The organism is Streptomyces sp. NPDC039424, from assembly GCF_055639495.1.
The window spans coordinates 349,679-370,073 of sequence record NZ_JBVKAI010000005.1; the positions used below are offsets into that span (position 1 = coordinate 349,679).

The following is a 20,395-nucleotide window of genomic DNA, read 5'->3' on the forward strand; positions in this document are numbered from 1 at the left end:
GCGGCGTCAGCTTGGGGGTGCACCGCCATGTCCCACATCCGCGAACTCGACCCGAGTGCTTCTCCGTTGGACTACTTCGGCGCGGAGTTGCGCCGCAAGAGAGAGGCGGCGGGGCTGAAGCAGACCGAGCTGGGTTCGGCCATCTTCTGCACCGGGTCACTGATCGGACAGATCGAGACCGCGAGGAAGGTTCCCACCAGGGATTTCGCGGAGCGGGTGGACGCGGCGATGGGGACGGACGGGTTCTTCTCGCGGTTGGTCGGCCTGGTGCTGCGGAGTCAACTGCCGCACTGGTTCCAGGCGTTCGCCGAAATGGAGGCGAAGGCCAGTTACATCTCCACGTACCAGGCGCAGATGATCTACGGGCTTCTCCAGACGGAGCAGTACGCCCGCGCCGTGCTGGCGACGGGGATGCCGGACAGGCTCGACGAGCTGGCCGCGGCACGGATGGAGCGCCAGCGCATCCTGGCACGTGAGCGTCCGCCGCTGGCCTGGGTGATCCTGGACGAGGCGGCGCTGCACCGGCCGGTCGGTGGACGGGATGTCATGCGCGATCAACTCGCGCACCTGCTGACCTTCGCCGGGCGCCGGTGGGTGCGCATCCAGGTGCTGCCGTTCGCGGCCGGTCAACACGCCAGCCTGATCGGATCGTTCACCGGCCTGCGCTTCGATGACGACCCGGACATCGTCTACACGGAAGACCTCATCTCGGGCCACATGACCGCCAATCCGGACACCGTCAAGGAGGCGGCATTCCGTTACGCTTCCTTGCAGGCCGCCGCCCTCTCGGTGGAGGATTCGTCGGCACTGATCACCCGCGTGATGGAGGAGCGCTATGGGGAGCAGCACGAACCTGACGAACGCGCGGTGGCGTAAGTCCAGCTACAGCGGCAACACCGGCGGTGAATGCGTCGAGATCGCCGACCTGCCCACCCTCATAGCGGTCCGCGACTCCAAGGACCCCGGCCTCGGTGCCATCACCGTCTCACCCACCGTCTGGGCCGACTTCCTCACGCATGCCGTGAAGTGACCGTGGACATACAGATCGGCCCGGCCGGGGTGGCCGACTTCCACCAGGTCCTGACCGATCACCCCCGTTACTGGGGCGAGCGCGACCTTCGGCCTCTGCACCTTCAGGCCTTGGTGCAGGAGTTCGGTCCGACCTGTCTGGTCGCCCGAGCCGGGGACGGAATCCGTGGGTACGTCTTCGGGTTCGTCACCCCGGAGGGCACGGGGTACGTGCATCTGATCGCCACCCGGGACGACGCCCGCGGTACCGGTCTCGGGCGTCGCCTGTACGCGGCGTTCGCCGCAGCGGCGGAACGTCATGGTGCGCGGCGGCTGAAGGCGATCACGTCGATCGAGAACACCGGCTCGATCGCCTTCCACCGCGGACTCGGCTTCGACGCGGAGATCGTCGGCGACTACAACGGCCCCGGCCGGCCCATGGCCGTCTTCCGCAGAGACCTGCCGTTCACCGTCTGAGCGGTCAGTGGCCGGGCTGGTGTGCGGCCGGTGGAGCGGGTGTGGCCCGGGCGGGCCCCGCGTTCGCGGCGGTGATCAGGGCGGCGACGGCCAGCACGGCGGCGGCCAGGCTTCTGGCGTACCGTGCGGTGGGGCGTCCGTAGCGTGCGGATGAGCGTCCGAGCACGGCAACCTCGCAACAACAGCGGCGTGTTAAGCATGTTTAATGCGACGCTTAACCTAGGGGCTGGCCGAGCCGAACGGCAAGGGGTGGTGGGGGAGTTGGCGATGCGCGAGCGCGATGATCCGGAGATCGTCGGACGGCGGGTGCAGCAGCTTCGGGCCCAACGCGGGCTGACACAGCGCCAGTTGGCCGAGCCCGCGTACACGCCCGCGTACATCTCGACGCTGGAGGCGGGCCGGGTGCGCGCCTCCGACGATGCGCTGCGGCACATCGCGGGCCGACTCGGGGTGGCCTTCGAGGAGTTGGCGGTCGGGCGCCCCACCCACCTCGCCACCGATCTGCGGCTGCGGCTCACCGAGGCGCAGCGCACCCTGGCCACGGGGGAGGTCGAGGACGCGGCCGCCCAGTACGCCGCCCTGCTGACGGAGGCGGAGGCGCACGGGCTCGCCTGTGAGCAGACCACGGCGCTGCTGGGGCTCGGCGAGTGCGCCCTCGAAACCGGTCAGCTCGTCGACGCCAGACAGTTCTTCGAGCGGGCCGAGGAGGTGATGGCCGGCGAGCCGCTGCCGGTGCGGGTGCCCGCGCTGCGCGGACGCGCCGTCGCCCACTTCCTCGCCGGTGAACTCCGTTACGCCGTCTACCTGTTGGAGTCCGCGCTCGACGAGCTCAACCGTGGTGGGCTGCACGACCCGGACGCCCTGCTGCTGCTCTACGCCAGCGTCATCGGGCCGTACATGGACATGGGCGCCCATGCCCGCGCCGCCCAGGCCGCCGAGTTCGCCCTCGCCCTCGCCCCGCAGGTCGAGGACCCCGCGCTGCTCGCCCGGATGCACCGCTCCGTCGCCCGCACCCTGCTCGCCGAGGGCCGGATCGCCGAGGCCGACGCCTCGCTGGCCAAGGCGGCCGAGCTCTACCGCCAGCTTCAGCTCCGTACCGAACTCGCCAACTGCCACTGGATGCGCGGGTACGTGTACGCCCAGGACGGCGAACTGGAGCGCGCGGAGGACGAGTTGCGCCAGGCGCTCACCATGCTCTCCGCCACCCGCGCCGCCCTCTACAGCAGCCAGGTCGCCGTCGAGCTCGCCGACGTCCTGCACCGGCGCGGCAAGTCGGAGGAGGCCGCCGGGCTGCTGCACGGGGTGCTCGGGGACCTGTCGTCGGAGCGGGGCGCCGTGCACTCCGCCGCCGCGCACCGCCTGCTCGGCATCATCGCCGAGGACGCCCGGGACACGGAGGCGGCCGAGGAGCACTACGTACGCGCCCTGAGCCTGCTGGAGCGGGCGGGCGCCGCCGGGGACCTCGCCGACCTGTGCCGGATGCTCGGCGACCTGCTGCGCCGTACCGGCCGGGTGGAGGCCGCGCTGGACGCGTACCGGACGGGACTGGGGCACCGTACGGCCCCCGGCACCACCACCCTCGGACCCGCACCCGCGCAGCCGCCCCTCTAGGACCCGCCCGGCTGCCTGAGCCGCACCCGACTGGGTACTCGAAAGGTTGTACGACCGTTCGCATCCCCAGGAGGCTCGTCGTGACGGATGCACACGCGGATCCACACATGGATGCCCACACGGGCGCGCCCACCGACGCGCTCACCGACGCACATGACGACGGAGCCGTGCACGCGGAGCAGATGCTGGCCAGGCTGCAGGGGCTGCTGGTCGAGTCCGACCGGTTGGAGGACTTCCTGGAGGAACTCGTCACCCTCACCGCGCAGGCGCTGCCCGTGCCCGCCCACTGCTCGGTCACCCTCAGTCCGGAGGGCGGCGACCGTCCCACCACCGCGGCGGCCAGCGACCCCCAGGTCGAGCTGTTCGACCAGCGGCAGTACGAGATCGACGACGGGCCCTGCCTGTCGACCCTGCGCACCGGGACGCCGCACGACATCCCGGACCTGGCGGCGGAGGACCGCTTCGGCCCGTTCCCCGACCTCTGCAGCGAGTACGGCATGTGCAGCATGCTCGCGCTGCCCCTGACCCCGCCGCGCCAGCGGATCTCCGGTGTCATGAACCTCTACTCCAGTGAGCGGGACGCCTTCACCGAGCCGGTGCGGGAACAGGCCGCCGTCTTCGCCGGGTACGCCTCCGGAGCGCTGGGCGTCGCGCTGAAGATCGCCGGTCAGTTCCAGTTCAGCCTGGATCTGCAGCGGGCGATGGCCTCACGCACGGTGATCGACCAGGCCCTCGGCATCATCATGTCGCAGCGCCGCTGCACCGCCGAGAAGGCCTTCGAGATGCTCACCCGCCTCTCGCAGCAGCGCAACGTCAAGCTGCGCCAAGTGGCCTCCGACATCGTCGGTCAGGTCAGCGGAAGCCCGCCGGAGACCCGGCCGCTGCACCCGCGCGACACGGCGCTCTGAGGGCCTGGAGGCAGCCGTTTCGCCCCCTTCACCAGGGGTAGTCGAGAGGCCTCTCGGGGGCAGGGATTACGTGGGGTACCTGCCCCGGAGCACTCGACCACGGCTGGGCCGATTCTGAGGAGGCGGTGGACGTGCGGCCCAGGGACGACGACGGCGCTCCGGTGGGCGGCTTCGGTGGTCCGCCGGAGAGCCGGCGCCACAGGGGTGCCGCCGGCAGTGCGGCACCGCACCCGGCTGTCACGGCGGAGACCCTCGCCGAGGCGCTGCGCGGCGCGGCGCCCGAGGAGGTGCCCGGGCGGCTGTGCGCGGTCGCGGTGGAGCTGCTGCCGGTGGCCGGGGCGAGTGTGTCCCTGCGCAGTGACGGGCTGCCCGTCCTGGTCGGGGCCAGCGACGAGACGGCGGCCGGCATGGCGGAGATGCAGGCCACGCTGGGCGACGGGCCGTGCGTGTGCGCCGCCGAGAGCACCGCGCCCGTGCTCGCCGGGGACCTCACGGCCGGGCCGGACATGGCGCGCTGGCCGGTGTACGCGCAGCAGGCGACGGGCGCCGGGGTGCAGGCCGTGTACTCGGTGCCGCTCGGCGACACCACGGTCTGCGTCGGCACGCTCGACCTGTACCGCACCGGGCCGGGCGAGCTGACCGGCCCCGAGCTGCACACCGCGCGGCTGCTGGCCCGCACGCTGACCGCGGCGCTGATGTCGCTGCCCCGGGGCGAGGAGGACCCCACCGGCCGATCGGGCGGTTTCTGGCTGGGCGGCCTGACCACCGAGCACGACGAGATCAACCAGGCCATCGGCATGATCATGGCCCAGTTGCGCATCACCGCGGACGACGCGCTGGCCCGCCTGCGCGGGTACGCGTTCGCGTGCGGACGTACGGCCCTGGAGGTGGCGCACGACGTGGTCGGCCACCGCACCCGGCTGGAGGGCGACCGGCCCTGAGCGGAGGTGCCCGGGTCAGGCCTGTACGCGGCCCTGCTCGCGGATCTGGAGCAGGCGCTGGGTGCCGAGGTCGAGGGCCCGCTGGACGGCCTCGTCCGGCGGAACGGTGCCGAGCGTGCCGGCGGTCACGACGATCGCGTCCTCTCCGGCGCGTACGGCGGCCATGTCCAGGGTGAGCACGGGGTCCTCGCCGGCCTGCGCGCCCTCGGTGACCAGCGTGACCCGCAGGCCCTGGCGGGCGTCCCCGACCGCGGGCAGCGGCAGCTCCTCGACCTGGACGGCCTCGACGCCGAGTCGGGTGGTCGCGGCCGTGAACTGTCCGCAGGTGCCCGGCAGCGTCCGCAGCCAGGCCAGCGCGCGGTCCACGTCCGCCGGACGGTGGCCGGCGACCTGGTAGCGCAGCTGGGACTGGTCGTCGCCGTCGTCCAGGAGGGCCACCGCCCGGCTGCCCGACGGCGGACCGAGCGGTTCCTCGGTGTACAGGGCCTCCAGCAGCCGCTGGCAGTCGGGCGCGGCGTTCGCCGTCGCCTTCAGCAGCGCGTCCCGCCAGCTCGCCGCGCCCTCGGACTGCATCCAGGGCGCCCCGAGATCGGCCTCGTTGATCAGGGCGGCCTGCGCCTGGGCGTCGGTGAGGGCGGCCGGCGCCTGCTCCTCGGTCCCGGCGGAGGTGGCGGCCAGCGGGTCCCGGGCCTGGTCCGGTGTGCTCGCCAGACAGGCGGAGGCGCTGAGCAGCGTGGCCGCGGTGAGCGCGGTGGCGGCGGAGTGGCGGGACATGTACTCACGGCACCACTGCCTCCGGGGGTTCACCAGCGGTCCGGTCCGTCCGGGTGAAGGGTGGGCCGATGCCGGTGCCGGCGGGCCGGAAAACCCGTCGTCCTCGTCCACCGCCCCCTGTTACCGTCCTCCCATGCAGCGCGCCCAGTCGTTCCCCCACAGCACGACGACGCCGGAGAACGTCCCGGCGCGCTGACACGTGACCTTGAGTCCGAAGCCCCGGGGCGAGTGCCCCGGGGCTTCGGCGTGTGTGCGTCCCGGTTCCTCGCCCCGCCCCCGTGCCCGTCCCATCGCGAGGAGACCGCCATGCACGACCACCGCCGGCTCGGCCGTGAACTGGACCTGTTCGACACCGACCCCCTGATGGGCGCGGGGCTGCCGTACTGGCTCCCGGACGGGGCCGTCGTACGGCACGCCCTGGAGGAGTACGTACGGGAGGCCGAGCGAGCCGCCGGCTACCGGCACGTGTACTCGCCCGTCCTCGGCAAACGCGAGCTGTACGAGCTGTCCGGCCACTGGGACCACTACAGCGACGACATGTTCCCGCCCATGCGGCTCGGTGCGGAGGAGGTCGTCCTGCGCCCAAGCCTCTGTCCCCACCACGCGCTGATCTACCGTTCCCGCTCCCACAGCTACCGTGAACTGCCGCTGCGTCTCGCCGAGTTGGGGCCCATGTACCGTTCCGAGCCGTCGGGTGTGCTCGGCGGGCTGACCCGGGTGCGCTCCATCCAGCTCAACGACGCCCATATCTTCTGCACCCTGGACCAGGCCGTGAACGAGGCCCGCGCGGCCCTCGGCCTGATCGCCCGCGCCTACGCGGACCTCGGCATCCGCGCCGCCCGCCACCGCCTCTCCCTGCCCGGCGACGGCGGCAAGTACGTCGCCGATCCGGCCCTGTGGCGGCGGGCGACCGCAATGCTGCGGGAGGTCCTCGACGAGTCGGGCCTGGACTACGAGGAGGCCGAAGGCGAGGCGGCCTTCTACGGCCCCAAGATCGACGTGCAGATCGCCGACCCGGCCGGCCGCGAGTCCACCTTTTCCACCGTCCAGATCGACTTCCACCAGCCCGAACGCTTCGACCTGCACTACATCGGCGCCGACGGCGCCAAGCACCGCCCGGTCATGGTGCACCGCAGCGTCATCGGCAGCATGGAGCGCGCCGTCGCGCATCTGATCGAGGAGCACGGCGGCGCCTTCCCGGCCTGGCTGGCCCCGGTGCAACTGGTCGTGCTGCCGGTCGCTGAAGCGCAGTACGCCCAGGCGGAGGCCGTGGTGCGGGATGCGCTCGCCCGAGGCCTGCGCGCGGAACTCGCCACCCCGGACCAGGGCACCCTGGGCGCCCGCATCCGCGCCGCACGCCTGGTCCCGTACCAGGCGGTCATCGGCCAACGCGAGGCCGACACCTCCCAGGCAGCCGTACGCCTCCGCAACGGACACCGCCCGGGCCCCGTCCCCGTCGACGACCTCCTCGACCGCATCGCGGGCCGGGTGGCTGCCCGCGGCACCGCGCTCTGGGAGTGAGGGGCGCACGGGGTGGGGCCCGGCTGGTCGCTGGTCTGGTGGTCTGGTGGCGGTAGGCCTGCCGGAAGGGCGCCCCCGGGTCCGGGGCGGGCGCGGTGTCCCGTCGATCTGCTCGCTGTGGGGTCGTGCTCTCGGGGTGAGGGGCGCATAGGGTCGGGACGTGGGACGCAGGAGGGAGACTTGTCGTGACCGAGCAGAACGCTGCCGCCATTCCCGTGATCATCGACTGTGACACCGGCGTCGATGACGCGCTGGCCCTGCTGTTCGCCGTCCGGCATCCGGCGCTGGACCTGCGGGCCGTCACCTGTGTCGCCGGGAACACGGGCGTGGACCAGGTGGTGCGGAACACGCTGACCGTGCTGGAGCGGGCCGGTGCGCCGGACCTCCCTGTGGCCCGGGGGGCCGAGCGGCCGTTGATCGAGGCCATTCGCCCGGCTGAGCATGTGCACGGCCGGGACGGCATGGGTGACATCGGCCTGCCCGCCCCGAACCGCAGGCCGGTCGACCTGGACGCGGTGTCGCTGCTGCGGCGCGAGATCCTCGCCTCCCCGCGTCCGGTCACCCTGATCCCGACGGCCCCGCTCACCAATATCGCCCTGCTGCTGCGCACCCACCCGGAGGTGACGCGCAACATCGGGCGGATCGTGTTCATGGGCGGCGCCGTGGCCACCGGGAACGCCACGCCGGTCGCCGAGTTCAACGTCTGGCACGACCCGGAGGCGGCGGCGATCCTGCTGACCGCCGGGGTGCCGATCACCATGTACGGCCTCGACGTCTTCCAGCGGGTCGTGGTCCCCGGCACCGACGTACGGCGACTGCGGGCGAGCGAAGAGCCCGGCACCCGGCTGGCCGGCGAGCTGCTCGCGCACCGGCCCACCACCCAGGGCGGCCCCACCGAGGCGGAGGCAGCCGGCGGCCTGGGCGACGCGGGCGCGGTCTGCGCGGTCGCCGACCCGGCCGGCATCACCACCAGCCTGCTGCCCGTCGAGGTCTCCCTCGCCCCCGGCCCGACCCGGGGTCAGACCATCGTCGACCGCCGCCCGCGTCCCGGCGAGTCCGAGATCCATGAGGGCCACCGCGAACAGCCCCTGGTGGACGTGGCGTTGGACGTGGACGTGGACCGGTTCGTCAAGCTGTACCTGGAGACGGTCGAACGCTAGACGCGGCTCACTCCGAGGAGGCGGGGGCCGGTACCGCCCACCGCTCCTCCACCTTCGCGAGCCGCCAGTACGCCAGCGCCGCCGCCCACACGACGACGAACAGGCCGACGATGACATAGCCGACGCTGTCCAGGTTCAGGCCGGCGATCCAGCCGGTGAGGCCGTCGCGCAGGTCGAGCTTCTCGTGCAGGACGCCGACCAGTTCGATCGTGCCGATGAAGAAGGCGACGGCGATGGACAGGCCGGTGATGGTGAGGTTGTAGAACACCTTGCGTACGGGGTTGGAGAACGCCCACTGGTAGGCGAAGTTCATGAAGGTGCCGTCGAGCGTGTCGAACAGGCTCATACCGGCGGCGAACAGGAGCGGCAGGCACAGGATCGCGTACCAGGGCAGCCCGGCCGCCGCACCCGAGCCGGCCATCACCATCAGCGTGACCTCGGTGGCGGTGTCGAAGCCGAGCCCGAAGAGGAACCCGAGCGGGAACATCTGCCCGGGCCGGCTGATGGACTTGGTGAGGCGGCCGAGGATCCGGTTCATGAACCCCCGGGAGTCCAGGTGCTGTTCGAGCTCCCGCTCGTCGTACGTCCCCGCCCGCATCGCCCGGAACACGCGCAGGATGCCCAGCAGGGCGACCAGGTTGAGGGCGGCGATGAGGTAGAGGAAGGTGCCGGAGATCGTCGTACCCAGGAAGCCGAGGACCTGGTGGGTGCGAGAGCCCTCGTTCATCACCTTGCCGGCGAGCTGGGTGCCGCCCGCGATCAGCGCGGCCAGCAGCACGACCACGCTGGAGTGCCCCAGCGCGAACCAGAAGCCCACCGACACCGGCCGCTTGCCGTCCGCCATCAGCTTGCGGGTGGTGTTGTCGATCGCGGCGATGTGGTCGGCGTCGAAGGCGTGCCGCATGCCGAGGGTGTAGGCGGTGACGCCCAGGCCGATGCCGAAGGCCTTGGTGCCGACCTTGTAGTGCTCGGGGACGACGAGCAGGAAGAGGATCCCGAACGCGACGACGTGCAGGGCGACGATCACCGCCATCAGCCCTGCCGTTTTGAGGGTGTCCTCGCGCCGCCAGCGGAAAGCCGACGTGGATTCGGGCAGGGCCATCCGGTTCACGCTCCAGCACCTCGTGGATCACTTCGTGAGCTGCCGTGGCCGGTCTCCTGGCTTACGGGTCGTACGTCCGCCGTCCCTGCCTTCCCGGTCGTACGACCAGTGGCCCGGCGGGTGCCGGACGGGACGGGAACTCCCCGATCACAGTGGCGAGGGCCGCGTCGACATCGCATCGACTTCCCGAGCACCACGGCCTGATCACCGTAGGGGTGCGAGCGGTTTCCTGCATAGCTGCGTACCTGCGCAGGTATCGAAGATCACAAAACGGCGCCTGCGAGGATGAGGGCATGCATCTCGTCCCTGCCGACCGCGCGGACCGTCGCACCATCGACGGCCACCGGGTCTGCGACGCCATCGCCGCGATCGGCGAGCCCGGCCATGTGCGCACGTGGGCCGACCGTTTCGCCCTGCTCGCCGACCCCAAGCGCCTCGCGCTGCTGCTGGCCCTGCACCGCACCGGCCCGCTGGCCGTGTCCGATCTGGCGATCGCGACCGGAATGAACGACCCCGCCGTCTCGCAGGCCTTGCGGCTGCTGCGGGCGGCGGGGGTCGTGGAGGGGGAGAAGGAGGGGCGGGTGGTCAGGTACCGGGTGGTGGACACCGAGGTGCGAGGACTGCTGAAGCACTGCACCGCGGACGGCGGCTGACACCCGCTTACGGCATCAGCCCCGGGCGGTGCGCCTGCGCCTGGTGGCGACCACGATCACCGCGCCGCCCGCGAGGAGCACGGCGGCGCCTGCGGCGATGACGGCGGAGCCGCTGCCGCCACCGGTCTCGGCCAGGTCGCCGCCGCCCCCGTCGGGCGTCGGGGCCGCGGCCGGGGTGGACTCCGAGGCGGACGGGGTCGGGGTGGCCGACTCGGTGGGCGTGGACTCGGAGGCGCTCGGGGTCGGGGTGGCGGTCTCCGCGGCCGGGGTCGAGGGCTGGGCCGGGACGGACTCGGGGGCGGACGGGGTCGGCGTGGCGGTCTCGGTGGACGTGCAGTCCTTCGAACCGCCGTTCCAGGCCGCGATCAGCTTGTCCTTGATGACGGGGTGGTCCGGGCCCTTGGGCAGGTCGCCGTGCTCGAACCCGTCCTTGGCGTCGAGCTCGCCGTCGAACTTGACCGCGCCCCGATAGAGGTCGATCTGCGCGAAGCAGCCCGCGTCCGGTACCGCGATGTCGAGGGACTCGGTCTGGCCCGGCTTCACCGTCACGGAGTCGAAGTCCACGAAGATCTGCTCGCCGGAGGTGCCGAAGGAGGAACCGTGGGCGAGGTAGGAGGCCAGCGAGGCGGTGCAGGTGGAGGCGTCACCGGCGGTGCGGACCTTGATGTGGACCTTGCCGTCCTCGGTGGGCTTGAGGTTCTGGTCGTCGACCTTGACCGAGTCGTAGAAGCCGGTGCCGTCGAGCGAGAACTGGCAGCGGTCGGTCCCGGTCTCCGTGCCCGCGCCGGTGCCCGGCTTGTAGGTGCCGCCGGACTTCCAGCCGTCACCGCCGTCGTGGGCCCAGGCGCCGGAGGCGGCGGCGACGGAGGCCGCGCAGAGGGCGAGCGTCGCGGCGCCCGTCCCCAGCAGGCGGCGGGTGGTGACACGTCTCGCTATGGACATGTGTATCCCATCAGGATCTGAGACCTTCCCATGCGGAGAAGGCAGGGGGGAAGGCAGGAGAAGGCAGAGGAAACACCGGGCCCATTGGTCAGATGCGCCACAGCGTGTGCACATGGTGGGTCGACCGGCTGAACCCTGTCAACCTGCGCTGATGCAAGGGGAGTTCATGCCTCATCACAACTTCGACACACTGGGAATGATCTACTCCGCAGGGTGTGAAGTTTCGCTTTCCCGGCAATGTGGACAGGGATGCCCTTGTCGTCCTTCCCCAAGGGAGCCCACGTGACCGACCTTTCGTCCAGGAACCCCGACTGGTGGCGCCAGGCCGTCATCTACCAGGTCTACCCCCGCAGCTTCGCCGACGCCGACGGCGACGGGCTCGGCGACATCCGGGGCATCGCCGAACGCCTGAACCACGTCGCCGCGCTGGGCGTCGACGCCCTGTGGCTGAGCCCCTTCTACCCCTCCGAACTCGCCGACGGCGGCTACGACGTCGCCGACCACCGGGACGTCGACCCCCGCCTCGGCACGCTGGACGACTTCGACGCCATGGTCGCCGAGGCCCACCGCCTCGGCCTGAAGGTCGTCGTCGACATCGTCCCCAACCACACCTCGCGCCGGCACCCCTGGTTCCAGGAGGCCCTGCGCGCCGGACCCGGCTCCCCGGCCCGCGACCGCTACGTCTTCCGGGACGGCCGGGGCGAGCACGGCGAACTCCCGCCCACCGACTGGCAGTCGGTCTTCGGCGGCAGCGCCTGGCAACGGGTCCCCGACGGCCAGTGGTACCTGCATCTGTTCGCCCCCGAGCAGCCCGACCTCAACTGGGACAACGAGGAGGTCCGCGCCGACTTCCGCACCACCCTGCGCTTCTGGTCCGACCGGGGTGTGGACGGCTTCCGCGTCGACGTGGCCCACGGCCTGGCCAAGGACCTCACCGAACCGCTCCGCGACCTCGGCGATCTGAGCCCGACCGGCGAGGAGGCCCTGCTGCGCGTGTCGCCCGGCAGCCACCCCTACTGGGACCGCGACGAGGTCCACGAGGTCTACCGCGACTGGCGCAAGGTCTTCGACGCCTACGCCCCGCCCCGCACGGCGGTCGCCGAGGCCTGGGTCCCGGATGCCCGCCGCGCGCTGTACGCCCGCCCGGACGAACTGGGCCAGGCGTTCAACTTCGAGTACCTGCAAGCGGGCTGGGACGCGGACGAACTGCGCCGGGTCATCACGGACTCCTTGCGCACCGCCCGCACGGTGGGAGCGTCGGCCACCTGGGTGCTCTCCAACCACGATGTCGTACGCCACGCCTCCCGCCTGGTGCTCCCGCCCGGCACCGACGACAACGCCTGGCTGCTGTCCGGCGGCAACGCGCCGAGCGTCGACGAGGCGGCGGGCCTGCGCCGGGCCAGGGCGGCGACCCTGCTCATGCTGGCGCTGCCCGGATCCGCCTACGTCTACCAGGGCGAGGAACTCGGTCTGCCGGAGGTGGCCGACCTGCCCACCGAGGTCCTCCAGGACCCGATCTGGGAACAGACCGGCCACGTCCGCAAGGGCCGCGACGGCTGCCGGGTGCCGCTGCCGTGGACGACCGGCGGCCCCTCGTACGGCTTCGGGGCCGGGGGCGCGTGGCTCCCCCAGCCCTCTGGCTTCGCGGCGTACGCGGTTCAGGCCCAGGACGGAGTCGAGGACTCCACCCTGGAGCTCTACCGCAGGGCCCTGCGCCTGCGCCGCAAACTCCTGGAGGGCGAGTCGCTGACCTGGGCGCCGGACACCCCGGCCGGCGTCCTGCACTTCACCCGCTCGGATGGCTGGCGGTGCGTCACCAACCTCTCGGACGGCGCGATTTCGCTGCCGCCCGGAGAGGTGCTGGTGAGCAGTACGCCGCTACCGGAGGCGGGAGTCCTGCCGCCGGACACAACGGTGTGGCTGGCCTAGCCCGCCGATGACGGACTGGGGTTGGCGGCTGCGGCGCCGCCGGCGATGCCGTCGATGTCGACCGGGGTGGACGTGGCGTTCGGCGGCGGGGTGAGCACCACCTCCGGCTGCCCGGCGGGCGGGGGCGGCGGGGTCACGTCGGAGCCTGGCAGTTTCGGCGGGTTGGTCTGCGTGTTGAGGGTCGTGTCGAAGTCGACCATGCCCGTCTTCTCCATCACGGTGATGTGATCGAGCACGGTGTCGTTGGCCTGGTCGGCCAAGGCTCGCACCAGGGTGTTCTTCGTGGTCGACCGGACCTTCGCGACCGTGTTGAAGATCGAGCCGTGGGTCATGCGCAGGATGTTGGCGAAGTCGGTGTCGAACTGCTTGCCGGTGTCACCCTTCAGCTGCGTGACGAAGCCCTCCTGCTGCGGGCTCGCGATGTTGGGCAGCGTGATGTTCAGCATGGGCGCGATCTTGCGGCAGGTGGTGTCCAGCGCGGCGTGCCCGTCGACCAGGTGCTGGCTCGCCGTCTTGACCGCCTGCGACTGGCCCTTCTGCAGGCCGATCTGCCCGACCGGGTACTCCCACAGGCCCGCCGCACGCACCTTCACCACGAAGTCCCGGTCGCCCTCTGTCAGGGGCCCCCACTGGGTGTTCGCGATGATGCGGGACTGGTCGGTGGAGACGGTGGACACCCCGAGCATGCTCGGGTACGCGAGTGCGGCGAGCGTCACCGCCATCGCCCCGCCCACGAAGAGAGTTCCCGTCGCGTTCCGCGAAAAGCGCACCGTGCCTCCTGCCCGGTAGTGGATCCCGCCCACTGGGTGAACGGTTCGGACGCACAGGAGTACGGATGGGGAAGCCGTATGACTCTATGGTTCGGGCAAAAACTTTTGAGCCCCCGGTCGTTGACCGAACGTTGACCAGTCGTGGGGAGAGTCCAGAGGGGCCCCCGCTGTACGTTCGCCGCATGTCCATGTCACCGCGGTTTCCGCAGCCCACGAGGGCTGCCGCCGCCCTGCCCGTGCTCCCGTACCGCAAGCCCACCAAGGGCCGCGACTACTGGGTCCTGGACGACGTCCTGCCCGATGTGGACGCCGTACGGCAGCGGTGCGTGGCCAAGGACGACTGGGTCCAGGGGTATCCGTACACGCAGGAGACCTGGCCGGGGCTGCGGGCCATGCCGGGGCTGGAGCCGGGGGAACTGGGCCGGATCGAGCGGCTGGTGAAGAAGGCCACGGGGGCCGGGGAGCTGTGGGTGCAGCGGGCGCCCGGCGGGGGCACCCTCAACCACAACTGCGTACAGGTGGTGGGCGAGGGGGAGAGCGAACCCCGGCCGCACACCGACTCGCGGGCGCTGTGCCGGTACGCGGCCGTGCTGTACCTCAACCCGGGCGTGCCGGGGGACCGCGGGACCAGCTTCTACCGGCAGTCCCTGCCCGGCGGACGCCTCGGCGGGAACGTCGTCCAGGCCCCGCACAACAACCTCGTCGAGGCCCTCGGCACCCGCTTCGTGGCGCCGGACGCCTTCGAGGAGGACGTCCGCGTGCCGCACAGGTACAACCGCCTGCTCCTCTACAACGCCAACCTCGTGCACAGCGCGACCGGTTACTTCGGCCGGACGCTGGAGGAGAAGCGGATGACGGCGGTCTTCTTCTGGATGGCCTGAGCCGGGCACCCGGGCCCGGACCCGAGCGGCCGGCTCAGTACCGCAGCGCCCTCGCCAGCTCCGCCTTCACCGCTCCCGACAGCTTGCGGTTGCTCCGGGCCGTCGCCTTGGCCGACGCACCGGCCCGGACGTCCGGCAAGGTGACCACGGCCGCGTCCAGGAGGTTCCCGCTCCCGTCCGTGAAATTGACCTGGACGGCGAAGGACTTGGTGGAGTCCGTCTTGTTGCCGGCGGTGACCTCGACCGTCGTGCGACCGTCCGAGCCGGTGGCCACGGAGCCCAGCTTGACCGCGTCCTTGGCGTTGACGCCGCCCTTCACCTCGTCCAGTTTGTGCCCGGCCTCCGCGGTCGCCGAGGCCACCGCCGACGCGGCCTGAGAGGCGTAGGACGTGGCTTTGCTGACCGCGTCCGAGGGGTTGTTGCCGTCCGAGCAGCCGCCCAGTCCCGCGCCCAGGCATGCGACGAGCGTCAGCACCGCGCCCGTCCGTGGACCCGCCAGACCCGTCAGACCCGTCATTCCGACTCCGTCCCTGTCCCGTCCCCCGTGGTTCTCCCCTCCAGTCAAGGACCACGGCCACGGCACCGCATGCCGGGTCATCCGCACGGCGTACCACGGGTGACGTGACCGGGGCGCCGCTTTTCTCGTCTGACATGGCGGAAACAATCGGACCTAGGACAGGATGCCCAGGTGAACGACGACTACGAGCAGCAGCCCGCCGGTCTGCGGCCGGGCCGGGTGGTGGCCAGGTGTGCCGAGGGCGCGCTGTTGCTCGCCGGGGCCGCCTGGGTGGTGCGGGGGGTGTGGCAGGCGCGGCTGTCGCTGGCCGGGGAGCCGGCGTCCGGGCCGCCGGACCAGGGCGAGGGCGTGCACCGGCCACTGACCGGGCTGGAGGACTCGTACCACCTGGTCAGCACGGTGGGGGGCGGTGCCTCGCTGCTCTGCGCGCTGGTGTTCCTGTCCTGGCTGGGGCACGTCCGGGACAACGCGCGCGCCCTCTCGGGGGAGCCGCCGCGCTATTCCGGGATCTGGATCTACGTGGGGTGGATCGTGCCCGTCGCGAACCTGTGGGTGCCGCGCGGCATCCTCGCGGACGTCCACCACAAGAGCGTCCCCGGACAGCCCCTGCCGCGCTCGCTGAACGTGTGGTGGGGCCTGTGGCTGGTCGGGATGGTGAGCGGGGTCGGCCTGCTGTACACCGACTCCACGGACGAGGTCATCGAGCGCGCCTACACCGAGGTGTGGCCCCTGCTGGCCTCCGATGCGGTGATCGTGGGCGCGGCGGTCGCCGGGGTCTTCGTCGTACGCGCCATCACGGCGGCCCAGGACCGGCGGATCGCGGCCGGTGTCCCGGCCCGGGGAGTGCCCGCCCACCAGCCGTGAGCCCACGTCGGCGCCCCTGTGAGAGCCTCCGGTGTCCGTCATCCCATTCATGCGCAACGATGGGGTTATGGCCGGTTTCGTGATCGGTCGTATGGCCGGATGCTCTCACTGAGGGGGCCGATATGGCTGTCGAAATCCCTCCCCTGGTCAAACCCTCCACGCTGAGAAGCCGCGGAGGACTGCTGGGCGAATGCCTGGCGGAGTTCCTGGGGACGTTCGTCCTGATCTCCTTCGGATGCGGCGTGGTCGCGACGGCCGTCGGCGCGCTGCCCGGCTCGGGCCGTACCGAATCGCCCACCACGATCTTCCTGGCCGCCGGTGACTGGCTGCTGATCACCTGGGGCTGGGCACTGGCGGTCGTGTTCGGCGTGTACGTGGCCGGCGGCGTCAGCGGCGCCCACATCAACCCGGCGGTGACGCTGGCCTTCGCGGTGCGCCGCAAGTTCCCCTGGCCCAAGGTGCTGCCGTACTGGGTGTCCCAGCTGCTCGGCGCCTTCGCCGGGGCGGCGCTGGTCTTCGCCGTCTACCACGACGCGATCAACGCCTTCGACAACGCCTCGAAGGGGGTACCGAAGGAGGGCGGGCACACGCTCGCCACCTTCTCCATCTTCGCCACCTTCCCGGCGCCCTACTTCAACGGTGGCGTCTGGGGCCCGCTGATCGACCAGATCGTCGGCACCGCCTTCCTGGTGATGCTGGTCGTCGCCCTCATCGACCTGCGGAACACGGCCGTGCAGGCGAACCTCGGCCCCCTGCTGGTCGGCTTCGCGGTGGCGGCCATCGGCATGTCCTTCGGCGCGAACGCCGGATACGCCATCAACCCGGCCCGCGACTTCGGCCCGCGGCTGTTCACCTGGTTGGCGGGGTGGAAGGACTTCGCGTTGCCGGGGGACGGAGCCTGGTTCAGCAACTACTTCTGGATCCCGATCGTCGGACCGCTGGTCGGCGGGGTCATCGGGGTCCTGGTGTACGACCTGTTCATCGGCGACGTCCTGCACATCCGCGCCCAGATGGACGAACTGCCGGAGCCCGGCCGCACACGGCCCACGAAGGGCACGGACGAGGGCTAGGACACCCCCTGACGCGGGTCCGCTACTCCACGCGCCCGCCGAAGGCGACCGCGCCCTGTCGTCCCGTGGCCTGGTTCTCGGTGACGTACGGGCGCAGTTCGGCCTCGTAGGCGGCGAACGCGGCCGTGTGGTCGCCGTCGGCGCCGGCCAGGTGCCGGGTCAGTGCGCGGGCGCCGATCAGGGCCTGGGAGGTGCCCATGCCGCTGGTCGGCGCGGCACAGTACCCGGCGTCGCCGACCAGCACGACCCGGCCGTCCGACCAGCGGTCCAGGTGGACCTGGCAGGACGAGGAGAAGTAGAAGTCGTCCGCCGCCGCCATCGCCTCCAGCAGCCGGGGCGCCTCCCAGCCGTGCCCGGCGAACGCGGCCCGCACCGCCTCCTCCTGCGCGCCGCGGCCGAGCCGGTCCAGCGCGGGCGAGTCGGTCCGGAAGGACAGGCTCACCGCCAGCCGGTCCGCGTCACGTCCGCTGAACATGTAGATGGCCGTGCCCTCGCCCTGCTGCAGCACCCCGCTGCGCTCCAGGCCGAGGAAGTTGGCCGTGGTGAACCCGGTGCCGGACAGCCCCAGGTGGCGCAGGGCGTCGGCATGGGGCCCGAAGGTGAGCTGCCGCACCTTCGAGAACAGCCCGTCCGCGCCGATGACGAGGCCGAACTCGCGGGTCTCGCCGCGCTCGAACTCGACCGTGACGCCGGACTCGTGCTGGGTGAGCGCGCTGATCGAGTCGTCGAACACGTACTCCACGTCGGCCGCGGTGAGGCGGTGCAGGATCTGGGTCAACTCCCGCTTGGGCACCTCCAGTTCACCGGCGAACGTCTCGGCCGGCAGCTGTCCGGCCTCAGCTCCCGTCTCGTCCAGGAGGGCGGTGCCGCGCATCTGCGTGTCGTGTCCGCGCACCTCGTCGAGGATGCCCAGCTCCTCGAGCACGTCGAACGCGGCGCCGCGGAAGTCCACCGCGTAGCCGCTGTCCCGGAGGGACGGGGCGCGCTCGACCACGGTCACGTCGTACCCGTCGCGGCGCAGTAAATGGGCGAGGGCCGGTCCGGCCACGCTCGCACCCGAGATCAGAACCCTGGTGTCGGTCATGGGGCGACCGTAGCGGGGCCTTGTCCAAATGGTCAATCCAAATGGACAAGACGCGTGTATAAACCGTCTGGGCAACCCTCGCTATGCTGCGCGCATGGGAAACCGCGAAGACCTGCTCGCCGGAGCCAAGCAGTGCCTGGTCGAGCGCGGCTGGGCCCGCACCACGGTGCGGGACATCGCCGCGGCCGCCGGGGTCAGTCATGCCGCCATCGGCTATCACTTCGGCTCCCGGGAGGCACTGCTCACGCAGGCGCTGGTGGAGGCGGTGGACGAGCTCGGCGACGAACTCGCCCGGCACGGCTCGCAGGAGAACCCCGAGGAGCGCTGGCAGGCGTACATCGACAGCTTCACCACCCATCGGTCCCTGTGGGTGGCCCAGCTGGAGGCCGCCGTCCAGGCCGAACGGTCCCCCGCGGTGCGCGAGCACCTCGCCGAAGGGCTGGGCATGGGCCGGGAGGGCCTCGGCGGCTCGGTGCCACTCGCCGTGCTCGGCGGCCTGATGCTCCAGTGGCTGGTGGATCCCGAGCACGCCCCGTCGGGCGCGGAGGTCGTGGCGGGGCTGCGCGCGCTCGCGGACTGACGGGCTCGGAACGTGGGTTCCGGGCCCGTACCGCCGGGGACCGCCAGGCCTTACGCCCGGGCCCCGGAGACCCCCGCCGTCTCGTCGTCCCCCTCCGCCCGGGGCGCCGCCTCGACGGCCGGGCGGCGGCTCGGGATGAAGGAGGCGACCGTGAGGGCGAGCAGGGCGGCTCCGGCACCTATGGCCATGACGACCTTGAAGCCGTTCTCGGACGGCAGGGCGTAGCCGTGGAAGTCGGTGGTCATCTGGGCGAGGATGACGCCGGCGATGGCGCTGGCGAAGGAGGTGCCCAGGGACCGCATGAGGGTGTTGAGGCTGTTGGCGGCACCCGTCTGGGAGGGGTCCACGGCGCTCATGATGAGCGCGGGCAGCGCGCCGTAGGTGAAGCCGATGCCGCCGCCGATGATGCAGGACACCAGGATGAGGTGCCAGACCTCGTTCATCAGGACGATGTTCAGCCCGTACCCGGTGGCCACGATCGCCGCGCCGATCATCAGCGTGACCTTCGGGCCCTTGGCCTTGATGATGGCGGCGGAGACCGGGGCCATGGCCATCATCACCAGGCCCTGCGGGGCGAGGACCAGGCCGACGGTGAGCATGGACTTGCCGAGGCCGTAGCCGGTCTGGGTGGGCAGCTGGAGCAGCTGCGGCAGGACCAGGGGCATCGCGAACATCGAGAAGCCGAGCGCGACCGAGGCCAGGTTGGTGAGGAGCACCTGGGGCCTGGCGGTGGTGCGCAGGTCGACCAGCGGCTGCGGGCTGCGCAGCTCCCACCAGCTCCAGGCCGCCAGGATCGCGACCGCGGCGGCGCCGAGGCCCAGGGTGGTGCCGCTGGTCCAGCCCCAGTCGGCGCCCTTGGAGACGGCCAGCAGCAGGGACACCAGCCCGGCCGACAGGCCGAGGGAGCCGGTCAGGTCGAAGCGGCCGCCGGTGCGCACGGCGGACTCGGGCACGACCAGCAGGACCAGCAGCAGGGCGAGGGCACCCAGGGTGGCCGAGGTCCAGAACAGGATGTGCCAGTCCCAGTTGTCGGCGATGAAGGCGGCGGAGGGCAGTCCGAGGGCGCCGCCGACGCCGAGGGAGGCGCTCATCAGGGCGGTGGAGCCGGCCAGCCGCTCGGCGGGCAGTACGTCGCGCATGATGCTGATGCCGAGCGGGACCACGGCGGCGGCCAGGCCCTGCAGCGCGCGGCCGACGATCATCGGGACCAGTGAGTCGGCCAGCGCGCACACCACCGAGCCGGACACCAGCAGCACGATGCTGGCCAGCAGCATCCGCCGCTTGCCGACCATGTCGCCGAGCCGGCCGACGACCGGGGTGGCGACGGCGGCGGCGAGCAGGGTGGCGGTGACCGCCCAGGCGGTGTCGGACGCCGGGGCGTCCAGTAGCTTCGGCAGCTCCGGGACGATCGGTATGACCAGGGTCTGCATCAGGGACACGACGATGCCGGCCAGGGCGAGGACCGCCACGACGGCGTTCGGCCGCGGCGGGGCGGATGACCCCGTGGCGGCGGGTCCGGCAGGGGCGTCGGACATGGCGGGCCTCCATCAAGGTGCATTGCTTGACTTACTCAAACATATGCAGCTTGCTTGACTTACGCAAG

General features: G+C 71.7%; 22 protein-coding genes and 1 riboswitch. Of the genes, 14 read left to right on the forward strand and 8 right to left on the reverse strand.

Annotated features, from left to right (window positions below):
• Nucleotides 1–27: 27 nt before the first annotated feature.
• From ACZ7L0_RS15905 to ACZ7L0_RS15915, 3 genes are read left to right on the forward strand one after another with little or no spacing between them, the layout of a single operon-like run.
• Complete coding sequence (locus ACZ7L0_RS15905) at nt 28–876, forward strand: helix-turn-helix domain-containing protein (RefSeq protein WP_471243039.1); 849 nt, start codon at nt 28–30, stop codon at nt 874–876.
• Nucleotides 836–1,030, forward strand: coding sequence for a DUF397 domain-containing protein (locus ACZ7L0_RS15910; protein ID WP_471243040.1), 195 nt, complete (start codon nt 836–838; stop codon nt 1,028–1,030). The genes ACZ7L0_RS15905 and ACZ7L0_RS15910 overlap by 41 nt, the downstream gene beginning before the upstream one ends.
• Complete coding sequence (locus ACZ7L0_RS15915) at nt 1,027–1,485, forward strand: GNAT family N-acetyltransferase (protein ID WP_471243041.1); 459 nt, start codon at nt 1,027–1,029, stop codon at nt 1,483–1,485. The genes ACZ7L0_RS15910 and ACZ7L0_RS15915 overlap by 4 nt, the downstream gene beginning before the upstream one ends.
• A 4-nt stretch (nt 1,486–1,489) precedes the next feature.
• On the opposite strand, the gene ACZ7L0_RS15920 is transcribed toward ACZ7L0_RS15915, so the two are convergent.
• Nucleotides 1,490–1,651, reverse strand: a complete 162-nt coding sequence (locus ACZ7L0_RS15920; protein ID WP_471243042.1) for a hypothetical protein — start codon at nt 1,649–1,651, stop codon at nt 1,490–1,492.
• A 101-nt stretch (nt 1,652–1,752) separates the two neighbouring features.
• Here ACZ7L0_RS15920 and ACZ7L0_RS15925 point away from each other — a divergent pair, with 101 nt between their 5' ends.
• The 3 genes from ACZ7L0_RS15925 to ACZ7L0_RS15935 all read left to right on the forward strand — a co-directional run bounded on the left by ACZ7L0_RS15925 (nt 1,753) and on the right by ACZ7L0_RS15935 (nt 4,945).
• The gene (locus ACZ7L0_RS15925; protein ID WP_471243043.1) at nt 1,753–3,096 is read left to right on the forward strand and encodes a helix-turn-helix domain-containing protein; all 1,344 of its coding nucleotides are present in this window, start codon (nt 1,753–1,755) and stop codon (nt 3,094–3,096) included.
• A gap of 107 nt (nt 3,097–3,203) precedes the next feature.
• Nucleotides 3,204–4,004: a GAF and ANTAR domain-containing protein gene (locus ACZ7L0_RS15930; RefSeq protein WP_471243044.1), complete on the forward strand. Its 801-nt coding sequence runs from the start codon at nt 3,204–3,206 to the stop codon at nt 4,002–4,004.
• A gap of 131 nt (nt 4,005–4,135) precedes the next feature.
• Complete coding sequence (locus tag ACZ7L0_RS15935; RefSeq protein WP_471243045.1) at nt 4,136–4,945, forward strand: GAF and ANTAR domain-containing protein; 810 nt, start codon at nt 4,136–4,138, stop codon at nt 4,943–4,945.
• 15 nt (nt 4,946–4,960) lie between these two features.
• Here ACZ7L0_RS15935 and ACZ7L0_RS15940 read toward each other — a convergent pair whose 3' ends face one another.
• The gene (locus ACZ7L0_RS15940; protein ID WP_471243046.1) at nt 4,961–5,719 is read right to left on the reverse strand and encodes a hypothetical protein; all 759 of its coding nucleotides are present in this window, start codon (nt 5,717–5,719) and stop codon (nt 4,961–4,963) included.
• 246 nt (nt 5,720–5,965) lie between these two features.
• Between ACZ7L0_RS15940 and thrS the strand changes: the two genes are divergently transcribed.
• Both thrS and ACZ7L0_RS15950 read left to right on the forward strand, forming a co-directional pair.
• On the forward strand, nt 5,966–7,240 hold the full coding sequence (gene thrS, locus ACZ7L0_RS15945; protein ID WP_471243047.1) for a threonine--tRNA ligase: 1,275 nt from the start codon (nt 5,966–5,968) through the stop codon (nt 7,238–7,240).
• Between the two features lie 185 nt (nt 7,241–7,425).
• A complete protein-coding gene (locus ACZ7L0_RS15950) occupies nt 7,426–8,400 on the forward strand; it encodes a nucleoside hydrolase (protein WP_471243048.1) in 975 nt (324 codons plus the stop codon).
• 7 nt (nt 8,401–8,407) lie between these two features.
• Here ACZ7L0_RS15950 and nicT read toward each other — a convergent pair whose 3' ends face one another.
• Nucleotides 8,408–9,502: a Nickel transporter NicT gene (gene nicT / locus ACZ7L0_RS15955; RefSeq protein WP_471243222.1), complete on the reverse strand. Its 1,095-nt coding sequence runs from the start codon at nt 9,500–9,502 to the stop codon at nt 8,408–8,410.
• 29 nt (nt 9,503–9,531) lie between these two features.
• Nucleotides 9,532–9,715: riboswitch (cobalamin riboswitch) on the reverse strand.
• An 80-nt stretch (nt 9,716–9,795) separates the two neighbouring features.
• Between nicT and ACZ7L0_RS15960 the strand changes: the two genes are divergently transcribed.
• Nucleotides 9,796–10,155 (forward strand): ArsR/SmtB family transcription factor, encoded by a 360-nt coding sequence (locus ACZ7L0_RS15960; protein ID WP_471243049.1) that lies wholly within the window; start codon nt 9,796–9,798, stop codon nt 10,153–10,155.
• A 15-nt stretch (nt 10,156–10,170) separates the two neighbouring features.
• On the opposite strand, the gene ACZ7L0_RS15965 is transcribed toward ACZ7L0_RS15960, so the two are convergent.
• Entirely contained in the window at nt 10,171–11,097 is a 927-nt protein-coding gene (locus tag ACZ7L0_RS15965; RefSeq protein WP_471243050.1) for an LAETG motif-containing sortase-dependent surface protein, read from the reverse strand.
• Nucleotides 11,098–11,346: 249 nt separating this feature from the next.
• Between ACZ7L0_RS15965 and ACZ7L0_RS15970 the strand changes: the two genes are divergently transcribed.
• Complete coding sequence (locus tag ACZ7L0_RS15970; RefSeq protein ID WP_471243051.1) at nt 11,347–13,026, forward strand: glycoside hydrolase family 13 protein; 1,680 nt, start codon at nt 11,347–11,349, stop codon at nt 13,024–13,026.
• Here the strand turns inward: ACZ7L0_RS15970 and ACZ7L0_RS15975 are convergent.
• Nucleotides 13,023–13,748 carry a DUF4142 domain-containing protein gene (locus ACZ7L0_RS15975; protein ID WP_471243223.1) on the reverse strand — a complete coding sequence of 242 codons (726 nt, stop codon included), beginning with the start codon at nt 13,746–13,748 and terminating at the stop codon, nt 13,023–13,025. The two genes, ACZ7L0_RS15970 and ACZ7L0_RS15975, sit on opposite strands and share 4 nt — an antisense overlap.
• A 230-nt stretch (nt 13,749–13,978) precedes the next feature.
• On the opposite strand from ACZ7L0_RS15975, the gene ACZ7L0_RS15980 reads away from it, so the two are divergent.
• Nucleotides 13,979–14,677 carry a DUF6445 family protein gene (locus ACZ7L0_RS15980; protein WP_471243052.1) on the forward strand — a complete coding sequence of 233 codons (699 nt, stop codon included), beginning with the start codon at nt 13,979–13,981 and terminating at the stop codon, nt 14,675–14,677.
• Nucleotides 14,678–14,711: 34 nt separating this feature from the next.
• On the opposite strand, the gene ACZ7L0_RS15985 is transcribed toward ACZ7L0_RS15980, so the two are convergent.
• Entirely contained in the window at nt 14,712–15,194 is a 483-nt protein-coding gene (locus tag ACZ7L0_RS15985) for an FxLYD domain-containing protein (protein WP_471243053.1), read from the reverse strand.
• Between the two features lie 171 nt (nt 15,195–15,365).
• Between ACZ7L0_RS15985 and ACZ7L0_RS15990 the strand changes: the two genes are divergently transcribed.
• Together ACZ7L0_RS15990 and ACZ7L0_RS15995 are read left to right on the forward strand one after the other, a co-directional pair.
• Nucleotides 15,366–16,058 carry a DUF4328 domain-containing protein gene (locus ACZ7L0_RS15990; RefSeq protein WP_471243054.1) on the forward strand — a complete coding sequence of 231 codons (693 nt, stop codon included), beginning with the start codon at nt 15,366–15,368 and terminating at the stop codon, nt 16,056–16,058.
• 122 nt (nt 16,059–16,180) lie between these two features.
• Nucleotides 16,181–17,128 carry an MIP/aquaporin family protein gene (locus ACZ7L0_RS15995; protein WP_471243055.1) on the forward strand — a complete coding sequence of 316 codons (948 nt, stop codon included), beginning with the start codon at nt 16,181–16,183 and terminating at the stop codon, nt 17,126–17,128.
• A gap of 22 nt (nt 17,129–17,150) precedes the next feature.
• Here ACZ7L0_RS15995 and ACZ7L0_RS16000 read toward each other — a convergent pair whose 3' ends face one another.
• A complete protein-coding gene (locus ACZ7L0_RS16000; protein WP_471243056.1) occupies nt 17,151–18,212 on the reverse strand; it encodes an FAD-dependent monooxygenase in 1,062 nt (353 codons plus the stop codon).
• 94 nt (nt 18,213–18,306) lie between these two features.
• Between ACZ7L0_RS16000 and ACZ7L0_RS16005 the strand changes: the two genes are divergently transcribed.
• A complete protein-coding gene (locus tag ACZ7L0_RS16005) occupies nt 18,307–18,792 on the forward strand; it encodes a TetR family transcriptional regulator (protein WP_471243057.1) in 486 nt (161 codons plus the stop codon).
• Between the two features lie 50 nt (nt 18,793–18,842).
• Here the strand turns inward: ACZ7L0_RS16005 and ACZ7L0_RS16010 are convergent, their stop codons facing one another.
• Nucleotides 18,843–20,327, reverse strand: a complete 1,485-nt coding sequence (locus ACZ7L0_RS16010; RefSeq protein WP_471243058.1) for an MFS transporter — start codon at nt 20,325–20,327, stop codon at nt 18,843–18,845.
• Between the last annotated feature and the right edge of the window lie 68 nt (nt 20,328–20,395).